The organism is Halovibrio salipaludis, assembly GCF_002286965.1.
GTDB lineage: Bacteria > Pseudomonadota > Gammaproteobacteria > Pseudomonadales > Oleiphilaceae > Halospina > Halospina salipaludis.
This window is the reverse complement of record NZ_NSKD01000003.1, coordinates 264,959-282,189: the sequence shown is the minus strand read 5'-3', so window position 1 is coordinate 282,189 and position 17,231 is coordinate 264,959. Positions and strand designations below refer to the sequence as shown.

Annotated in this window: 17 protein-coding genes; 5 read left to right on the top strand and 12 right to left on the bottom strand. The window is 58.3% G+C overall.

Translation table 11 applies throughout. The annotated features are described in order from the left end of the window. Positions 1-16 precede the first annotated feature (16 nt). Positions 17-1,189 carry a response regulator gene (locus CK501_RS08990; RefSeq protein WP_095617394.1) on the top strand — a complete coding sequence of 391 codons (1,173 nt, stop codon included), beginning with the start codon at positions 17-19 and terminating at the stop codon, positions 1,187-1,189. On the opposite strand, the gene CK501_RS08985 is transcribed toward CK501_RS08990, so the two are convergent. Genes CK501_RS08985 through CK501_RS08965 form a run of 5 tightly spaced genes read right to left on the bottom strand, consistent with a single transcriptional unit; the run spans position 1,163 to position 9,813 of the window. Then, positions 1,163-2,938: a sensor histidine kinase gene (locus tag CK501_RS08985; RefSeq protein WP_158223082.1), complete on the bottom strand. Its 1,776-nt coding sequence runs from the start codon at positions 2,936-2,938 to the stop codon at positions 1,163-1,165. The genes CK501_RS08990 and CK501_RS08985 overlap by 27 nt on opposite strands. Next, positions 2,935-5,295, bottom strand: a complete 2,361-nt coding sequence (locus tag CK501_RS08980) for an ATP-binding protein (RefSeq protein ID WP_095617392.1) — start codon at positions 5,293-5,295, stop codon at positions 2,935-2,937. Before CK501_RS08980 ends, CK501_RS08985 begins: the two co-directional genes overlap by 4 nt. Next, positions 5,296-7,767 (bottom strand): GAF domain-containing protein, encoded by a 2,472-nt coding sequence (locus CK501_RS08975; RefSeq protein WP_198949453.1) that lies wholly within the window; start codon positions 7,765-7,767, stop codon positions 5,296-5,298. A gap of 8 nt (positions 7,768-7,775) precedes the next feature. Further along, positions 7,776-9,434: a diguanylate cyclase gene (locus CK501_RS08970; protein ID WP_095617391.1), complete on the bottom strand. Its 1,659-nt coding sequence runs from the start codon at positions 9,432-9,434 to the stop codon at positions 7,776-7,778. After that, complete coding sequence (locus tag CK501_RS08965) at positions 9,427-9,813, bottom strand: response regulator (protein WP_095617390.1); 387 nt, start codon at positions 9,811-9,813, stop codon at positions 9,427-9,429. The genes CK501_RS08970 and CK501_RS08965 overlap by 8 nt, the downstream gene beginning before the upstream one ends. Positions 9,814-10,054: 241 nt before the next feature. Here CK501_RS08965 and CK501_RS08960 point away from each other — a divergent pair, with 241 nt between their 5' ends. Together CK501_RS08960 and CK501_RS08955 are read left to right on the top strand one after the other, a co-directional pair. Further along, the gene (locus tag CK501_RS08960; RefSeq protein ID WP_198949452.1) at positions 10,055-10,567 is read left to right on the top strand and encodes a glutathione peroxidase; all 513 of its coding nucleotides are present in this window, start codon (positions 10,055-10,057) and stop codon (positions 10,565-10,567) included. Positions 10,568-10,655: 88 nt separating this feature from the next. Continuing rightward, positions 10,656-11,159, top strand: a complete 504-nt coding sequence (locus CK501_RS08955; RefSeq protein WP_233128877.1) for an MOSC domain-containing protein — start codon at positions 10,656-10,658, stop codon at positions 11,157-11,159. On the opposite strand, the gene CK501_RS08950 is transcribed toward CK501_RS08955, so the two are convergent. Both CK501_RS08950 and CK501_RS08945 read right to left on the bottom strand, forming a co-directional pair. Next, the gene (locus CK501_RS08950) at positions 11,152-11,496 is read right to left on the bottom strand and encodes a DUF6482 family protein (protein WP_095617388.1); all 345 of its coding nucleotides are present in this window, start codon (positions 11,494-11,496) and stop codon (positions 11,152-11,154) included. The genes CK501_RS08955 and CK501_RS08950 overlap by 8 nt on opposite strands. Before the next feature lie 51 nt (positions 11,497-11,547). Then, positions 11,548-12,231 (bottom strand): SOUL family heme-binding protein, encoded by a 684-nt coding sequence (locus tag CK501_RS08945; RefSeq protein WP_198949451.1) that lies wholly within the window; start codon positions 12,229-12,231, stop codon positions 11,548-11,550. Positions 12,232-12,332: 101 nt separating this feature from the next. Between CK501_RS08945 and CK501_RS08940 the strand changes: the two genes are divergently transcribed. Then, positions 12,333-12,806 (top strand): nucleoside deaminase, encoded by a 474-nt coding sequence (locus CK501_RS08940; protein ID WP_095617386.1) that lies wholly within the window; start codon positions 12,333-12,335, stop codon positions 12,804-12,806. A 19-nt stretch (positions 12,807-12,825) separates the two neighbouring features. Here CK501_RS08940 and CK501_RS08935 read toward each other — a convergent pair whose 3' ends face one another. After that, positions 12,826-13,434, bottom strand: coding sequence for a trimeric intracellular cation channel family protein (locus tag CK501_RS08935; RefSeq protein ID WP_095617385.1), 609 nt, complete (start codon positions 13,432-13,434; stop codon positions 12,826-12,828). Positions 13,435-13,535: 101 nt separating this feature from the next. Here CK501_RS08935 and CK501_RS08930 point away from each other — a divergent pair, with 101 nt between their 5' ends. Continuing rightward, positions 13,536-14,021: a GNAT family N-acetyltransferase gene (locus tag CK501_RS08930; protein ID WP_095617384.1), complete on the top strand. Its 486-nt coding sequence runs from the start codon at positions 13,536-13,538 to the stop codon at positions 14,019-14,021. A gap of 14 nt (positions 14,022-14,035) precedes the next feature. On the opposite strand, the gene CK501_RS08925 is transcribed toward CK501_RS08930, so the two are convergent. From CK501_RS08925 to CK501_RS08910, 4 genes are all read right to left on the bottom strand, one after another. After that, positions 14,036-14,758: an ABC transporter permease gene (locus CK501_RS08925; protein ID WP_095617383.1), complete on the bottom strand. Its 723-nt coding sequence runs from the start codon at positions 14,756-14,758 to the stop codon at positions 14,036-14,038. 3 nt (positions 14,759-14,761) lie between these two features. Further along, the gene (locus CK501_RS08920) at positions 14,762-15,466 is read right to left on the bottom strand and encodes an ABC transporter permease (protein ID WP_077530928.1); all 705 of its coding nucleotides are present in this window, start codon (positions 15,464-15,466) and stop codon (positions 14,762-14,764) included. An 18-nt stretch (positions 15,467-15,484) separates the two neighbouring features. Continuing rightward, positions 15,485-16,237: a transporter substrate-binding domain-containing protein gene (locus CK501_RS08915; protein WP_095617382.1), complete on the bottom strand. Its 753-nt coding sequence runs from the start codon at positions 16,235-16,237 to the stop codon at positions 15,485-15,487. Between the two features lie 93 nt (positions 16,238-16,330). Further along, complete coding sequence (locus CK501_RS08910) at positions 16,331-17,119, bottom strand: ABC transporter ATP-binding protein (protein WP_095617381.1); 789 nt, start codon at positions 17,117-17,119, stop codon at positions 16,331-16,333. Between the last annotated feature and the right edge of the window lie 112 nt (positions 17,120-17,231).

Here is a 17,231-nt window from a genome sequence, read left to right as displayed (position 1 = left end):
GACAAGAGGCGAATATATGGCAGATCCCTGGTCGATCCTGGTGTTGGAGGATGATGTCTGGATACAGGAGCTGATTCATACGCTGCTGGAAGCCACCTATCCGCGGGCGAGGATTCTGATGGCCGGGTATCTGGAACAGGCTGAGATATACTGGCACTCCCATCAGCCTGCTCTGGCGATTGTGGACTGGAATCTGCCGGATGGGTATGGCACACAGCTGATCCGTACCATCCGGAAAACCGATAGGGATACCCCAGTGATCATGCTGACCGGACGTTCGGACCGCGAAAGCGTGTCAAAGGCCGCCAGACTGGGGATTCAGGGCTTTATCGCGAAGCCGTTTGATATTGAGGCCCTTAAGGATCGACTTGAGTCCATCCTGCCGCCTCCGGAAGACAGTGCTTTCGCCTCCGAAAGCGGCCCTGACCTTGAGGTTATGTTCAATGAGGCTTGGGAGCATGGTGTACGCCTCCCGGGTGGAATGGATCCGGTAGAGCTCTCGGAACTGCTGAACAAGTCGGAGTCGTTGTCCATCAATGACCTGGCCGTGCGTTGGGGCGGGCACCCCCAATTGGTGGCGGTGCTGCTGAACGCTGCCAACTCCGCCAGTCTGCGGCGTTCGGGGCAGGCGTGCAGCACGCTCAGGGAGGCCCTCGCGGTTCTGGGGGTCCAGATCAGTCTTGGGCATGCGTCTGCATTGGCGCTGGACGTCCGCGGTGCCTTACGCGATTCGCGGTTGCTGGCGCGTGCGGACGAACTCCTGCAAAGAAGCGCGGATGTTGGTGCCTGGGCAAGCCGCTTGGCCCGGACAGTCCGAGGCAAAACCGCCCTCTGTTTCACGGCCGGGCAATTGTATTGCCTGGGGGAGTTTGCTGTGCTGAGCGTGTGTCAGCGCTTTCTGGATGCCGGCGGCGAGCTTGTGGACGAGCATCTGGAGAGCGTGCTGAGTGAGTGGAGTCCCGCGCTCGGCAATCGATTGAAGGCGGACTGGCGCCTGCCGCTTGAGCTCAGGGACATGATCGGGGCGACCCACGTTCTGAGTGGCGGCCATCAGCCGGCGGACCGCCTCGTTATGAGGTCCGCGCTGCTGCTGGGAACGGGGCAGCAGGATCAGCCCGAGCTGGACAAGCTTCTTGGTCGGCTGGGTATTGATAAGGATGCGCTACTGGCTGCCGATCAGGCTGGATAGAGGCAGGGTGATCCAGAAGTGTGCCCCCTGCTCATTGTAGAACCCGATATCCCCATCCATACCCTGGATGAGCTCCTGGCTGATTGCCAGGCCGAGACCGGTGCCGGAAGTGGCGCGGGTGGTGCCCCCATCGGCCTGGGCGAAGCGCTCGAAGATACGGTTCCGGAACCAATCGGGAACTCCGTTGCCCTGGTCGCGTACGGTGATGCAGGCTTTTTCCGGGGCTTCTTTGCGCGCATCGACTTTGACCTCGCCACCTTTTGGTGAATGCTTGATGGCATTGCTGATGAGGTTGTCGAGAACCTGACGCAGGGCCTGGGGGTCCGCATTCACGTACAATCCAGTGGGGGCATTGGGTACCAGGTGTACCTGGTACATCCTGGCCATGCTCTGGTTGCCCTCGATCGCATTGTGGACGCTTTCGTCAACAGAGCAGCTCTCAATCCGGAATTCCCGCTTACCCGCGAGCAGTTTGTTGAAGTCAAGCAGGTCCCGGATCAGGCCGTTCAGCTGTTCACTGTTGCGCAACGCGATACGGGCCATGGAGAGGGCTTTGTCAGGAAGTTCCCCGCTGACGCCGGCAACCATCATCTTCAGGCTGCCTTCAATGGAGGTGAGAGGGGTGCGCAGTTCGTGGCTGACGCTGGATATGAAGTCGTTCTTGAGTTCATCGAGCTGGTGTCGCTCGTGTGAGAGACGGTTGAAAGCGATGGACAGTTCACGGATTTCCCTGGGCCCCTTTTCGGGGAGAGCCTTGCTGCTTTCTGGCGCCTCAGCCATGGCGTTAATGGTGCGGGTTGCTCTGGTGAGAGGGCGTGTCAGCGAACGTGCCGCAAGCCATGCAATCACCAGCAGCAACAGGGTGACGCCAGCGCTGATGAACAGGAAGTGGTTCAGCGATGCGATGAGTGGCGCCATAGCCTGATCGTAAGGAGCAGCGCGGGCGAATACCCAGTTGAGCCTGTCAACGGAGTCTGTGGCGAGCAGGTATTGCTCTCCCTGGTAATCAATCACCCTGGTTTGACTCCCTTTTTCCAGGATCGCGTCGACCAGGGAATCCTCTCCGGCGGGAGGCAGGGGTTGGAGTTCATTACCGGGCTTTGAATCCGGTGACTCGATAAAGAGCCGGTGTTGTCTGTCAAGAATCAGCGAAAGCGTGCTGTCTGGTGAGTCGTCGCGCCCGGCCCGCGGCGGCAGAATGGATTCGTCTCCGAGCTTGATGATGCCTCCGATACTGCCAATCATCCTGCCTTCGTGATGGATGGGCACCAGGAATGAGAGCAGCGGAACTTCCGTGGTCCTGCCCATGATGGGCTCGGAGATCACGGGGTCGCCAGTACTGTGCAGACGCTTGAAGTGATCGCGATCGGCGTAATTGGTACCGATTCGACCGCTCACATACGTGTTTTCGGCGATGGCGGTATCCTGAGCGTCAAAGACCAGGATGCCGCCGGGAAACGCACGGTTCAGGTAGTCCTGCTCTCTGATCACGCTTTCGAGTGCCTCTGGCTCAAGAAGCTGCCCGTTACGGGTAAGCAGCGGTCGGGCCACCGACAGGACCATGACTCGCTGCCGGATGTTCTGGCTGACCTTTTCCGTCAGGCGCTCGGTTTTGAGCTTTTCCTTCTGAACGATCAGCTTGCGTTGATCTTCCCCCAGCGATTGGTAGGCAGTGATGGTGATGGCAAGAACTGTGAGCAGGCTGGTCAGGGTAACAATGGCGATGACGCGATTACGCAGAGAGTTCATTGTTTGGGCAACCATAGCCAGAATGTGGATCCATTTCCTTCGACCGATTCAAAACCTGCATCCCCACCCATCTGTGTCATCAGTTCCCTGGTGATGGCGAGACCGAGACCGGTCCCTGGTTGTTGGCGGTTGTCGGATGTGTTGGCCTGGCTGAATCGCTGGAAGAGCCTGTCCCGGAAGTGTTCCGGAATGCCCGGTCCCTTGTCGTGTACCCGGAGTGCGATCCCCGCGCTGTCCGAGGTGAAGTCAATCCAGACGCGTGATCCAGCCGGTGAAAACTTGATGGCATTGGAGAGCAGGTTCGACAGCGCCTGGTTCAGGCGCTGAGGGTCGACGCTGGCATAAAGGGGGGTCTCCGGCTCATCCACCGCCAGCGTGACGCTTCTCTGATCCGCAAAGGCGGTGTGGTTGTCCAGGGTTTCCCGCGTGATACCCCGGATATCCTCCCGTCTCAGGTTCATTCTGATTTTGCCTGATACAAGCTTCTCCATATCGAGAAGGTCATTGACCAGAGCGCTCAGTTGATCGGTGTTACGGTGCGCCACGTCGGCCATCTTCTGGGCTTTTGCCGGGAGGTCACCGGTAGCGCCCTGGGTCATAAGCCCCAGTGCGCCGGCTATGGACGTGAGCGGGGTCCTCAGTTCATGACTGACGGTCGAGATGAATTCGTTCTTCATGCGGTCCAGGCGTTTGCGTTCCGTAATGTCCTCAGCGATACCGAGGTAGCCGGTGAGCTGGCCGGATTCCGAGCGCGTCGGCGTTATGGTCAGCCAGACGGGAATGCGCTCGCCATCTTTACGGATGAAGGTCCATTCGCGTGCGTCAAGACCGTGTTCCGTGGCGCGGGCTACAATCCTCTGGAACACATCCTGATTATGAGCCGAGGCGTGGGCCGGATCAGGGTCAGGGATATCCTCGGGGGCGTGGAACAGTGCCGGCGTATCGTCCTCATCGAGATCGTCAACGCTGTAGCCGAGTAGTTTTTCAGCGCCACTGTTGAACAGGATGATCCGGCCCTGCAGGTCGGTGGCAATGATGCCGAATTCCGTGGCCGCCTCAAGCACACTGCGCAACAGGCGCGCGGTTTCATCCAGCTCAAGGGTGCGTTCTTCCACCTGTATCTGTATGGCTGCTCGGGATTGGCGAAGCTGTGCAACGCTATCGCTGAGCCTTTTTGACATGGCTGCCAGCGTTTCGCTCAGGTGGTTGAATTCAATAATGTTGCTGCCTGGGAGTTCGATGGTTTCCTGGTCGGCTATCCGATCATCCAGCGTTTCGCTGGCCCTGGTGAGGGCCCGGATGGGGGTGGTCAGCCAGCGACTCAGAGCACTCGTGGCAATCATACCCAGCAAGAGTATCAGGGTCAGAACCGTGAACAGCGTTATGTACTTCTGCTGGACGGCATCGATCACAGGAGCCGCCGGGACCTCGGAAATAATGGCCGTAATGTCGCTGCTGTTATCGACCGGCGTACGGTAAACATAGCGCCCCTCACGCCAGCGTTGCGTCTGGGACATCTCACCCGGTGGCAGCCACACGCCGAAATGGCCATCAATGCTACGGAACTCTCCTTGTCCAGAAAGGGATTTCAGGGTCCCCGTCCGAAGAAGCGCTTCTCTCTCTCCAGTCAGCAAGGCTTGAGCGAGTGTATCCCGGTTTTTGGTGGTCCAAAAGCGGTGGTACCCCAGTTGCCGGTCATCAAGGTGAGCGGCGAGTCTCCGGTTGTCTTCGCTCAACTGTTTTGAGAGGCGCTCCTGTTCTCCCCACAGCTGGGCATGGGCTTCGTAGACAATCGGGGCGGCTCCTGCAATGAGCACCAGTGAGAACAGGGCATGGAAGAGGATTTCCTGGGTTTTGACTTCCCTCTGTGACAGTAAGCCACTGCCGGCGCCTGTGAGTTGAGCAACCAGTATCAGGAGGGACGCAATAAGGGCGTTGAAAATGCCGTTGAGGGGCTGCTTGAAAAGGATGGTCCTAACCGCTTCCGTGGGCATGTCCATTACGGTGCTGTAGAACACAAACGCCAGGGGAGCGCCCACGATAAGCCAGAAAGCTGCGTCCGCAATGACCGGGTTGAGCCCTTTGTGGCGGTAAAGTAAAGCAACAGTGACGGCTTCGGCTGCAAATATCACCATGGCATAGGGGTGACCCCAGAGCAGGAGCGTGTAAACGCTGCCGATAAGCGCCACGATAACGGCCGGCACGACACCGAGCAGCATGGCGGCGAGGATAACGGCGATGGACCCAAAGATCAGGTCCACCCCGAAGAAAAGCGGGACGCTTGCCATGTTGCCGGCGAAGGAGGCAACGGACAGAAAGATGGTAGCGAGAAGGAAATACCCGTTGGATCGGATCATTCAGAAAGTGGGCTCAGCTATCGGTAGCACAATGGTAAAGGTTGCGCCCCCACCCTCACGTGCCTGGTAGTGGATCGAGCCGCCCATCTGTTCCACCAGCTCGCGGGTGATGGCCAGCCCGAGGCCGGTCCCCGGTTTTTTGCGGTTGGAGGCTTCCGCCTGGGCAAAGCGGTCAAACAGGTTGTACTCGAACTCTTGTGGCACGCCCGGTCCCCGATCTTGGACATGGATCGCGATCAGTTGATCATCGCATGAACATCGGATCTCGACGCTGCTATGGTCCGGCGAGAACTTGATGGCATTGGAAAGCAGGTTGGACAGCGCCTGAATCAGGCGGTCGCGGTCCACGTCAACGGCAAAGTTGGCCGTACAGGCTTGATACGCGAGGGTAATGCCCCGTTCTGTTCCCAGTTCTCTGTTGGCTTCAAGGGCTTCGTCGATGATCGGGTTGAGGCGTTCAATCCGCGTACTGATCCGTAGCTTGCCGGAAACCAGCTTTTCCATATCCAGAAGGTCATTGATCAACTGCGCCAGACGCTCACTATTACGCTGGGCGATGGTCAGCAGATTCCCGGCCTTTTCCGGCAATTGTCCGGCAGTGCCAGAGTTGACCAGTTTCAGTGATCCCATTATGGCGGTCAGAGGGGTTCTCAGTTCATGGCTGACAGTGGCGATGAACTGGTTTTTCATGTTCTCGATCTGTTTGCTCTCGGTAATATCCTCAATGAGCGACCAGATCAATGGCTTGCCATTGGCGTCCCTGATTTGCATGCCCTGAAGGCGCACCGGATACCGGCTGCCATCTTTACGGATGAACTCCTTCTCATACGGACCATAGCGTCCAGTGGTCCTCAGGGTTTCCAGGGCCTTGCGCTCCCGGGGTTCGTACTCGATGGGCGTGAGTTCCCAGTGGGTCAGCTGGGGAAATTCCTCCCGCGTGTAGCCTGTAGGTGCCAGCAGAGCATCGTTCAGTTCAAGAAACCGGCCTGTTTCAAGGTCATTCAGGGCAATGCCGATGGGGGAAAACTCAAACAGACCGCGCAGGCGTGCTTCGCTGGATTCAAGTGCCAGTTCGGCCTGTTTCCGCTGGTGTATGTCGCCAAGAAATCCGTGCCAGAGCACACTTCCATCAGGTAGCTTCTCGGGTACGGAGGACCCCTTCATCCAGCGGGGTAAGTCATCATCCCTTTGGGTGCGGAACTCAATGTTCCATGGCTCAAGCGTCTCAAAAGAGCGCTGAATCGAGGCATTAATGGTCGGCAGATCCTCGGGATGGGTCTGGGAGAAAAGACTCTGCGCGTCCCGCATGGCCTCGTCAGGCGTCACACCATAAAGTGCCTCCACACCGCTTGACATGAAGGGGAATGCCATCGTGCCATCCGGCCAGAGCCTGAACTGATAGATTGCGCCTGGAATCTGCTGGAGCAGCTTTTCGAGTTCGTGTTGACGGTTGTGGTGAATGAGCTGGTGGCTGACCCACTGGCCCAGAAGCCGAATGAAAAGGCGTTCACTGTCATTGAATGGCTCTCTCGGCTGGGGCGATGAGAAGTTGACGGTGCCAAAAACGTCATCCTGTGTTTCCCCTTCAAGGCGTGTTCCAATATAGGCTTCCAGCTGGAACGCCTCATAGCAGGGGTGAGCGCTGGCGTCCGAATCTTTCATGCTGCTGATGGCCAGTTCCCGCTTTTGCGATAGAGCCATGTCGCAGTAGGTGTCGCCGAGGGGAAACTGCTGGCCCGGCTCCAGTGGCACTCCGTCAGTGGCATCACACCAGCGGACCGTGTACCAGCCACCGGTTATGTCACTGACAATGCCGATATCCAGTCCCAGGAACTGCCGTCCAAGGGCCAGTGCCTGCTGGATCTGTTCATCCAGGCTGCCCTGCAGCTCGAAAGCAATGTCATTGAGCAGCGCCAGGGCACGGTTGGTGCGCGCCAGCTCAAGTTCCCTTTGCCGTTGTGCTTGGTCCAGGGAGCGGGCCTGGCGCTGGTCCTGGCGTATGCTCTCTTCGGCCAGGTCTGCCAGGCGCTGCAGGCATTCCATTTGGGATTCATCAAACGTCCGGGGCTGAGTATCGATCACGCAGAGCGTACCCAGGGGGTACCCGCTTTCATCATGAATGGGTACGCCGGCATAGAAGCGGATGCCAGGGGAGCCAGTTACCAGTGGATTATCCGCGAAACGCTCGTCTTCAGTGGCGTCGGGGATGAGCATTGGGGTATCCCAGTAGATTACATGGCCGCAGAATGAGATCTCGCGGCTCGTTTCCGGTACGTTCAGTCCTTGGCGGGATTTGAACCACTGGCGCTCGTTATCGACAAGGGTCACCAGAGCGATGGGAACGGAAAGACTGAACCGGGCGACTTCAGTTAAGCGGTCAAGCCGGCTGTCCGCTGGCGACTGCAGTAGGCCGGCCCCCTCCAGGGCCCGCTGGCGGGCGCTCTCGTTGCAGGGCTGGCGGGGGGCTTTCATGAGGTACCTTATTGCGCCGGTGCGACGGAGACGCAGTTGCGTCCGTTCTGCTTGGACGTATAGAGCGCGGCGTCAGCCAGTTCCAGCAGTTGTTCTCCCATCAGACCGGGAAAATTGCGTGTGTCCGCTATACCAGCGGAAAGGGAGCAGGAGAAGCTGGTTTCCCGGTCCACGAACTTGATTTCCGCGAACGCTTCACGGAGCCTGTTGACGAGCCTTTCTGCAGCGTTGGCGTCACAGTTGGGTAATACGGCAACGAATTCCTCGCCACCATAACGTCCAAGGCGGTCGGAACGTCGGAAGTGCTGTGTGAGCAAGGTTCCAACCGTGCTGATGACAACATCGCCCAGAGCATGTCCATAGGTGTCGTTCACATGTTTGAAATGGTCGATATCGAGCATCACAACGGACAGGGGATTGCCGCTTCGGGCTGCACCCTGAAGTTCGGTTTCAAGGGCATCTTTAATATTGGCGTGCCTTAAAAGGCCGGTAAGACCGTCAAGGGCAATCGCCTGTTGCATGTCCCGCAGCCGCCTGACCCTGTTGCGGCAGGTCTTGATCAGGAATTCTTCGCCTACCGGTTTGTTGATGAAGTCATCACCGCCGCGCATCAGCGCGTGCGCGCGCTCCTGCTGATCCTGCTCCTGGGTCAGGTAAAGAATGGGCAGGTTGTTCCATTTTTCGAACTGTCTGAGCATGGCCGCGAGCTCATCCCCTGAAACCTCCGGCATATGCAGGTCGAGCAGTACCAGTTCTGGCTGGAAAGAGGACGTCCTATCAAGCAGGTGGGAAGGGTCCTGGAGGGTTTCCACGGTCATCCCCGCGTGGGTCAGGACGGTGTCAAGGTATGCCAGAAGATCTACATCGTCATCGATGATCAGAACCCGCTCTTCCCCCTGGCGGCGTTTACGAATTGAGCGGGTGATTTTCGCGGCTACATTGGGAATATTCAGGGGTTTGACGAAGTACCCCTCTGCGCCGGCCCGTACCGCTTCCAGGCGCACCTGGAAGTCTTCGTGTCCGCCCATGAAAATAACCGGGCATGCCACCTCTCTGAGCAGAGCCTTCCAGTGGTCCGTCGGTGTTGCGGCGACTTCGGAAGCGCCGGCGCGATGGTCAAGTAATAAAAGGTCCATCCCGCCCTGGTCGTTGTTGAGCAGCTCATGGGGATCCTGGTAGCTCTGAACCCGGAAGCCGAAGCTTTCAAGCTGGTGGGCGATGTAATCCGCCAGGATGCTGTCGCGTTCGATCAGGGCAATGGCGGGGGAGTTTGAGTCAGCACTCTGTTCCGTGCTTTCGACGCCCACGGCGGAGGACATGGCTTCATCCGAGCCCAGGTGCCTGGCAAGATCACTCAGCTCTTTGTTGAGTTGCTCCAGCTCCTGTGGTTTTACCGGTTCCGATTGATTGATCCATCGCTGGACCTGCTGCTCCAGGTACCGTGCATGATTACCCAGCTGGTGAAACCCGAAAGTGCCGGCAGAGCCCGCCAGTTTATGCAGCCTGTGGCGCAGCTTTGCGAGTGCTTCTCCACGATCGTCGTGAGTATGGGCCTCTTGCGCCTGTTCGCTGATCCGCTCCAGCTCCTCGTTCAGCCGGGACCGGTAGGCTGACCTCAGCTTGTTCAGTTTGGAATTCACTTGGCTATCGGATGAGCTGTCAGTCATGGTAGCGCTCCCAGATACGGGCTATCTCCTCGGAGACAGTCATGGGATCGAAGGGTTTGGGAATCACGTCGACTACGCCCATCTCCCTGTATCGTGCCATCTCTTCAGGATGGACCTTGGCAGTCATCAGAATCACCGGAACCCCATCCAGTGCTCCCTGATCCTGCAGTCTGTGGAAGGTTTCGATGCCATCCATGTCGGGCATCATGACGTCGAGCAGGATCAGGTCCGGATTGAAAGAGGCAACGCTATCCAGGGCCTGTTGGCCGGATTCGCAAAGCATGACCTCATATCCGCCAACGTCTTCCAGTGCCAGCTGGGAAACCTGTCGAATGTCGTCATCGTCTTCGACGTACAGAATGCGGTTGAGTTCGGGCATCTATCAGCTCTTGGTCAAGGATACGCAAAGTATAGAAAAGAAGGGGCCTGGCTGCGATGTTTCAGAGGCGCTAATGAAGTTTGGCCGATGTTTTTGAGGCAAAAGCAGGCAAGGCCGCGGCTTCGTCAGGTCAGCGTTTGGGGCTGGGGTGGCAGCTTATCAGCGCGGTTCTGGTCCAGCGCCCCCTGATCCGACAGTAACACCCTGCACGTAGTATTTTAGAGGCAGAAAAGGGGCAGTCATGAAAAGAATCGTTGCAACCATACTGGTTCTGGCAGCAAACAGTGCTTGGGGTTGCCCCGGCTATCTGGATCAGACGTACCGACAGCTTCATTCGAAAGACAGCATCAACCTGTGTGAGGCTTACGAAGGGCAGCCAATGCTGGTCGTCAATACGGCGAGCCATTGTGGCTTCAGGGGGCAGTTCGGGGAGCTCGAGGAACTGTATCAGACCTACCGGGACCGGGGCCTGGCCGTTGTGGGTTTTGCCAGTGATGATTTCAATCAGGAGGCGGATACTGAGAAAGAGGCGGCTGACGTGTGCAGGGTGAATTACGGGGTCAGCTTCACCATGATTGCTCCCATGCCGGTAACCGGAGACAATGCGAATCCGCTTTTCAGCATGATCCGATCCGAGGGAGAAGGGCCGGAATGGAACTTCTACAAGTACGTCCTCAATCCGGAAGGGGAGCTGACGGCCAGCTTCCCCAGCCGGGGTTGCGCCCTCAGACGCGGAACTGGTCGGTGCTGTTGAGTCAGTTCTGAAACAGTCGTTTCTGAGCAGGATGCCCTCTGCTGATCGGTGTCTGACAGGGTCTGTTACAGGATAGGGAATAGCTGTCGTGTCAAAGTCAGAGTCTCTCACAACGCTTCTTGATACCCTGCCTCAGGTGGGAGAAGTCGGCTGGATCGGCATTCGTCCGGCCAGAGGCGCGCCGATGGAGTCACTGGAACGGGTAAGAGTTCACAAGGGCAGTGGCCTTGAGGGCGACCGGTATAATGGGCGGGCAACCAGCCGAAGGCAGGTTACCCTGATCCAACAGGAACATCTTCCGGTGATCGCTTCGTGCGCAGGTCACGAAAGCGTGGAGGCAGCAGCTTTGCGGCGTAACCTGGTGGTCTCGGGCATCAACCTGCTGGCCCTGAAGGATAAGCGGTTCCGCGTTGGTGAGGTGCTTCTTGAATATACAGGGCCCTGTGACCCATGCAGCAAGATGGAAGCCCTTCTGGGAGCAGGCGGATACAATGCCATGCGTGGTCATGGTGGTATTACAGCCCGGGTGCTGGAAGAGGGCGAAATCGCGCTCGGCGATGCCGTATGGCAGGCTGGTTCATCGCCTACCTGAAAGAGATCCTTGTGCCATTGGCCAGGAGTTCTTCCTGGCTTTGCGCCTGGCCCTCAATGCCAATCATTTCGTCCCCACACTGGTCGCGCCACGTCAGCACCCCGTGGGTCAGCCCAATGCTCCCGAGCAACTCCCGAATCTTGCCTGTGCCGTGAAACGTCAGAGTGCGACCCTGGTCGTTGCTGAGCTGCGTATTACTCTCACCATCATGCAGGCGTACGGTATAGATGCCATCCATTGACTGAACCTCAACAAGAGGCGCTAGTCCATTGCTCATCGCCTGGGACAGTTCCTTGAGGGTCGCATGATCGCCCAATTCATATTTGTGAATTGCCATGGTTGTGCCTCAGCTGATTGTTATCGGGTAGACCTGATTGCACAGGCCTATTTATTCATTGTGGACTGGGATCATGATTTCATTCCGCCGTAAGAACCAGGGTGTGAATGGCGGATTATAGCGCGCCCACACTGGCTCGCCCTCAATCTCCAGATTCTCCTCAGCGATCCACTCCCGGAGTTTTTCAAGGTGGCGGCGGTAGCGTTCTCCCGTCCAGGTTCCCGAGTACTCGATCACTGCGACACGGCGTGCGGGAACAACCCTCAGTGTCACCTCCGGGTTAGTGGGTTCCGGCAGGCTTTCAAGGGTGTAGGAAGCTGGCATCACGAATGACACAGCCCAGCCTGTGCCCGCTTTCCGCTGTTCCACTGGCGCGGTCATATCGATTTGCACTGGATTCGCGGACTGCGTGACCGGTGCCGTCATTGAAATATCGGCGCGGGCCCTGTTGTCGCCGGATATGTAGCCGAACAGACGCTCGAATGCTTTGCCTCCGGCCTCTTCAAACGGAGTATCGACGATGGTTTCGGCGACGATGGTGCTGTCGTAGTCTCTGACCTGAAAGTCGCCCTTTCCCTGTACAACCCTGTAGGCGGGCTGATCCACAAACATTGAACACCCAGAGCCACAGGTAACAATCACGCCGAGTAGTAGAAGTTTTGAAACGTATCTCAAGGCCATTGAATCTTCTCCAAGAGTAAAGGTGAATACGTGGCCTGAGAGAATGGCGATCATTACGAATCCGGCCAATTGATCACTGGTGATATCCGTTTCTGTTGTGCACTATCGGTTGCATACCACTCCGACCCATGAGGTCTCCATCCAAGGGGCATGCCATGTTGAAAGAAAGTGATACCCAGCACCTGAACCGATGCATTGAACTGGCCCGGGAAGCGCTCGAGGCGGGGGATCTGCCTTTTGGTTCAGTCCTGGTCGATGGCAGGGGCACTGTGCGGGCAGAGGCCCGAAACCAGAGCATTACCGGTGATCCCACGCGGCATCCGGAGTTTGATCTGGCTCGCTGGGCGGGCATCAACATGACGGCTGAGGAGCGGGCGGAAGCTACTGTGTACACTTCGGGAGAACATTGCCCCATGTGCTCAGCCGCGCATGCGTGGGCCGGCCTTGGGCGGATTGTCTTTGCCAGTTCCGGGGAGCAGCTGAAAGGGTGGCTCTCGGATCTGGGTGTTGAGGCATTCCCCGTGCATCTCCTGCCGGTTCAGGACATTGCCCCCGGGGTTCGGGTGGACGGGCCGGTCAGCGGACTGGCAGAACAGGTCCGTGAGCTCCATTACCGATGTCATGAGTAAAGGCTGGATCAATGGGGGTTTAACGGCCCTTGGGAATGGAGGGCAGATGCAGGCCGCGGCGGATCGCGACCAGACGCAGAGCAATCACAACCACCACACCGGCGGAAAATGCCAGCGTTCCCGGAGTGGATAGTGCCAGCAGTGTGAGATACACCGCGATCCCTGCGATCGCGGCAGTGGCATAGATTTCCTTCTGCAGGACCAGGGGCACACGGGCTGTAATCACATCCCTGAGCATCCCGCCCATGACGCCTGTCATTGCGCCCATGATGACCACAATCAGCGGTGAATGACCCGCTTCCATGGTCAGCTTTGCCCCGGACATCGCGAAAATGGCCAGTCCAAAGGCATCGGCAACCAGAAAGAGGAACCCGGGAGGCGGTCGCCTGGCAAGATACAGAACCGTGGCTGCAACAGAGGCCAGTATCGTAACCAGGTACCACTCGTTGACCACCCAGAAGATCGGATGGTGCCCGAGGATCAGATCCCGGAGTGTGCCACCGCCAATCGCCGTCAGTGTGGCGACAATGACCACCCCGAAAATATCGAGGTTACGGTCACGGGTTGCGAGTACGCCACTGGCAGCGAACACGGCAACGCCGATCAGGTCCAGGTAATAGAGAAGCATGGGATCATCTTAATGAACTGGAAAACGTGGTTAGTATAATGCGCTCAGCTGTCTACTGTATCAGGGGGCTGGCAGTGTTCTGTTGGTTACAGGAGAAGTAAGTGTCCGAGATCGAGATCCGTCAGGCTACCATTGAAGACTCGACCCTGATCCTGGGGTTTGTCAGGGAACTCGCCATTTATGAGAAGGCGGAGCACGAAGTATCGGCAACGGTAGCCGATATCGAAAACGCCCTGTTCCGCAGTGAAACAACCACGGAGGCCGTGATCTGCAGCATTGCTGGCAGGCCCATCGGCTTTGCGGTCTATTTCTTCAATTTCTCGACATGGCTCGGCCGGCATGGTCTGTACCTTGAGGATCTGTATGTGTCTCCTGAGTACAGGGGCAGTGGCGCCGGGAAAGCACTGCTCAAGCACCTTGCGCGGTTCGCCGTATCAAGGGGCTGCGGCCGCTTTGAATGGACGGTTCTGGACTGGAATGAACCGGCAAGACGGTTCTATGAGTCCATTGGGGCGGAACCACAGGGTGAGTGGGTGAACTACCGCCTGGCAGGGCAGGCACTGGCGGACTTCGCCGCCAGCCCATAGGCCTGCAGTCAGGGCTACTGGTTGAGGGGCCTCTGGTGTTTCAGAAGATGCTGTTCCAGACGGCGGAAGCCATAGACGATCAGGAACGTCAGGGCCATATAGACCAGGGCGACCGCAACGAACGCGGTGAACGGCGCATAGAACCGTGAGTAGATATCCCGTGCGGCACCGGTCAGATCCACAATGGTGACCACGCTGGCGATGGCGCTGGCGTGGAGCATGAAGATGACCTCGTTGGAATAGGCCTGGATCGCCCGGCGGAAGGCGCTGGGCAGGACAATGCGGCGCATGCGCAGGGCCCAGGACATGCCATAGGCCTTGGCCGCCTCGACCTCGCCCTGGGGCGTTGCCATCAGGGCGCCGCGGATGATTTCCGTGGTATAGGCGGCGGTGTTGAGGGTGAACGCCAGCAGCGCCGGGTAGAATGGATCCCGGAAGATATCCCACCAGAATGTTTCCTGGATGCCCTCGATCTGCCCGATCCCGTAGTAGATGATGTAGAGCTGGATGAGCAGCGGCGTGCCCCGGAAGATGTAGGTGTAGAGCCAGACCGGGCCCGAGACGAACGGGTTCCTGACCGTGCGCAGAATCGCCAGCGGGACCGCCAGAAACAGGCCGATGACCAGCGACAGGAACACCAGCTGAACCGTCGTGACCAGCCCGCCCCAGTAGTGAATGACCGTGGTGGCGTTGAAGATCTCGTTCTGGTTGAGCAGCTCCGCGAGGAATTCGGGCATGGCTCAGATGCCTCCCACGACGCCGGCGTTGGCGCGCCGGTTAAGCCACTTGATGGCCAGTTCGGTGATCGCCGTCAGTGAGAGGTACATAACGGCAACCGGAATGAAGAACTTGAACGGGGCGTGCTCCGCCTTGCTGGCCTGCTCGGCGATGCGGACCATATCCGACAGGCCGATGACCGAGACCAGAGCCGTGGTCTTGAGCAGTACCTGCCAGTTGTTGCCGATGCCCGGCAGGGCATGGCGCAGCATCTGGGGGAACATGATTCGGAAGAAGACCTGGAAGCGGTTCATGCCATAGGCGCGCCCCGCCTCGATCTGCCCCGTCGGCACGGCAAGAAAGGCACCCCGGAATGTTTCCGTCATGTAGGCCCCGAAGATCAGTCCGATGGTCAGTACACCGGCCATGAAGGGGTCGAACTGAACGAAGAAGTCGATCCCGTGGTTGTAATAGAGGTAGTCCGACAGCTGATTCATCAGAACCTGGCCGCCGTAGTAGAACAGCATCATCATCACCAGGTCGGGGATGCCGCGGATCACCGTGGTGTAGAAGGTCGCGGCGCCCCTGGCTGCCCGGCTGCCGGAGAGCTTGGCGGAAGCACCAAGCAGCCCCATGGCGAGGGCCAGCGCCAGGGAGGCGAAGGCCAGCTCCGTGGTGACGATGGCACCGCGGAGCAGCTCCGGGCCATAGCCGTGGAAATCAAGCATGGACGCGGCCATCCGTTACTACATCTTGATGCTGTAATCGAAATAGCGGTTCATGATGGTGTCATAGGTACCATCGTTCTTCAGCGTTTCCAGTGCCTTGTTGATCTCCTTCGCCAGCTCCCTGTCACGCTTGCGCATGGCAACCGCCACGCCCTCGCCAAGCTTGACCGGTTCGCCGATTTCCCTGAAGTTGTCCTTGGTCAGGAAGTATTCCTCGCCCACGGGGTAATCCACGAACACCAGGTCGAGCCGGTCGCTTTCAAGATCCAGCCTCATATCATCGGCGGTGGTATAGCGCTTGACCTCAACAATGTTGCCCAGGTTCTCGGTCACGTAGTTATCCATGGTGGTACCGCGCTGCACACCGACAACCCTGCCTTCCATCGCAGAGCGGTCGGTAACGTCCACGCTGGTGCTTTTCTTCGCGAACCAGCCGCCCGGCGTCCGGTAATAGGGCTCGGAAAACAGCACACGTTTCGCGCGCTGCTCGGTGATGGACATGGAGGACATGATGGCGTCGTACTTGCGCGCCATAAGGCCGGGAATCATGCCGTCCCAGGCCTGAACCACGAAGTCACACTCACGGTTCATCTCCTTGCACATGGCTTCTGCCAGCTCCACTTCAAAGCCGGTCAGTTCGCCCTCCGGCGTCCTGTATTCAAAGGGTTCGTAGGGAACGTCAAACGCGATGCGGAGCGGGCGCTCCTGTGCCTGTGCAACGCCGGTCACCATGGCAAGGATGCAGCCTGCGGCGATCAGGAATTGTTTCATGGTGGTGACTCCGTGGTTCTGTGATTGAGATGTTGAGCGATCGTTCGAAAAACGCACAGGATGATAGCAAGGATCAGGTCAGCCCGGGAAACATCAGAACCTTGATCTCTGGAAGTTGGGTGCCAGGAACTGCTTTACGCGCTCCGACGATGGGTTGTTGAAGACCTGTTCCGGGGAACCCTGCTCCTCGATCCGGCCCTGATGGAGGAACATCACCTGGCTGCACACATCCCGGGCAAAAGCCATTTCATGGGTGACCACGACCATGGTGCGGCCTTCCTCGGCCAGCTTCTGCATCACCCGCAGGACATCCCCGACCAGTTCCGGATCCAGTGCCGAGGTAGGTTCATCGAACAGCATGACCTCCGGCTCCATAGCCAGGGCCCGGGCGATGGCGGCCCGTTGCTGCTGCCCGCCTGAGATCTGGGCCGGGTAATAGTCCTTGCGTTCACGGATGCCCACTTTCTCCAGGTAGGCTTCCGCGCGTTCAATGGCTTCCTTTTTCGGCACTTTCAGAACGTGCACCGGCGCTTCGATGATGTTCTCCAGTACGGTCATGTGGGACCACAGATTGAAATTCTGGAACACCATGGAGAGGCGGGCGCGGATCCGCTCCACCTGGCCCTGATCCGCCGGGACCCGGATACCCTTGCGGTTCTCCCTGAACCGGATGGGCTCCCCGTGGACGATGACCTCCCCGGAGGTAGGTGTTTCCAGCAGGTTGAGGCACCGCAGGAAAGTACTCTTGCCAGAGCCGGAGCTGCCGATCATGGAGACGACATCGCCTTTCTGCGCCTCGAGATCCAGACCTCTGAGAACCGGCGTGTCACCGAAGGATTTATGGATATCGCGGCAGACGAGAGGGGCGCTGTCATCGGCCATGTCCGAGCTCCTGGGTTCGTGGTAGGCGCTTTTTACGGACTGTGGCGGTAAAAATCAATAGTGCCTTGGCGAACGGATGATGAGCGTTTCCCCGTCCCGTATCGACGAGGTC

Bases quoted from the DNA above. Each gene is read 5' to 3' on its own strand.
- CK501_RS08990 (WP_095617394.1), top strand. From the start codon at position 17: ATGGCAGATCCCTGGTCGATCCTGGTGTTGGAGGATGATGTCTGGATA.
- CK501_RS08985 (WP_158223082.1), bottom strand. From the start codon at position 2,938: ATGAACTCTCTGCGTAATCGCGTCATCGCCATTGTTACCCTGACCAGC.
- CK501_RS08980 (WP_095617392.1), bottom strand. From the start codon at position 5,295: ATGATCCGATCCAACGGGTATTTCCTTCTCGCTACCATCTTTCTGTCC.
- CK501_RS08975 (WP_198949453.1), bottom strand. From the start codon at position 7,767: ATGAAAGCCCCCCGCCAGCCCTGCAACGAGAGCGCCCGCCAGCGGGCC.
- CK501_RS08970 (WP_095617391.1), bottom strand. From the start codon at position 9,434: ATGACTGACAGCTCATCCGATAGCCAAGTGAATTCCAAACTGAACAAG.
- CK501_RS08965 (WP_095617390.1), bottom strand. From the start codon at position 9,813: ATGCCCGAACTCAACCGCATTCTGTACGTCGAAGACGATGACGACATT.
- CK501_RS08960 (WP_198949452.1), top strand. From the start codon at position 10,055: ATGAAAAGAATCGTTGCAACCATACTGGTTCTGGCAGCAAACAGTGCT.
- CK501_RS08950 (WP_095617388.1), bottom strand. From the start codon at position 11,496: ATGGCAATTCACAAATATGAATTGGGCGATCATGCGACCCTCAAGGAA.
- CK501_RS08945 (WP_198949451.1), bottom strand. From the start codon at position 12,231: ATGATCGCCATTCTCTCAGGCCACGTATTCACCTTTACTCTTGGAGAA.
- CK501_RS08940 (WP_095617386.1), top strand. From the start codon at position 12,333: ATGTTGAAAGAAAGTGATACCCAGCACCTGAACCGATGCATTGAACTG.
- CK501_RS08935 (WP_095617385.1), bottom strand. From the start codon at position 13,434: ATGCTTCTCTATTACCTGGACCTGATCGGCGTTGCCGTGTTCGCTGCC.
- CK501_RS08925 (WP_095617383.1), bottom strand. From the start codon at position 14,758: ATGCCCGAATTCCTCGCGGAGCTGCTCAACCAGAACGAGATCTTCAAC.
- CK501_RS08920 (WP_077530928.1), bottom strand. From the start codon at position 15,466: ATGCTTGATTTCCACGGCTATGGCCCGGAGCTGCTCCGCGGTGCCATC.
- CK501_RS08915 (WP_095617382.1), bottom strand. From the start codon at position 16,237: ATGAAACAATTCCTGATCGCCGCAGGCTGCATCCTTGCCATGGTGACC.
- CK501_RS08910 (WP_095617381.1), bottom strand. From the start codon at position 17,119: ATGGCCGATGACAGCGCCCCTCTCGTCTGCCGCGATATCCATAAATCC.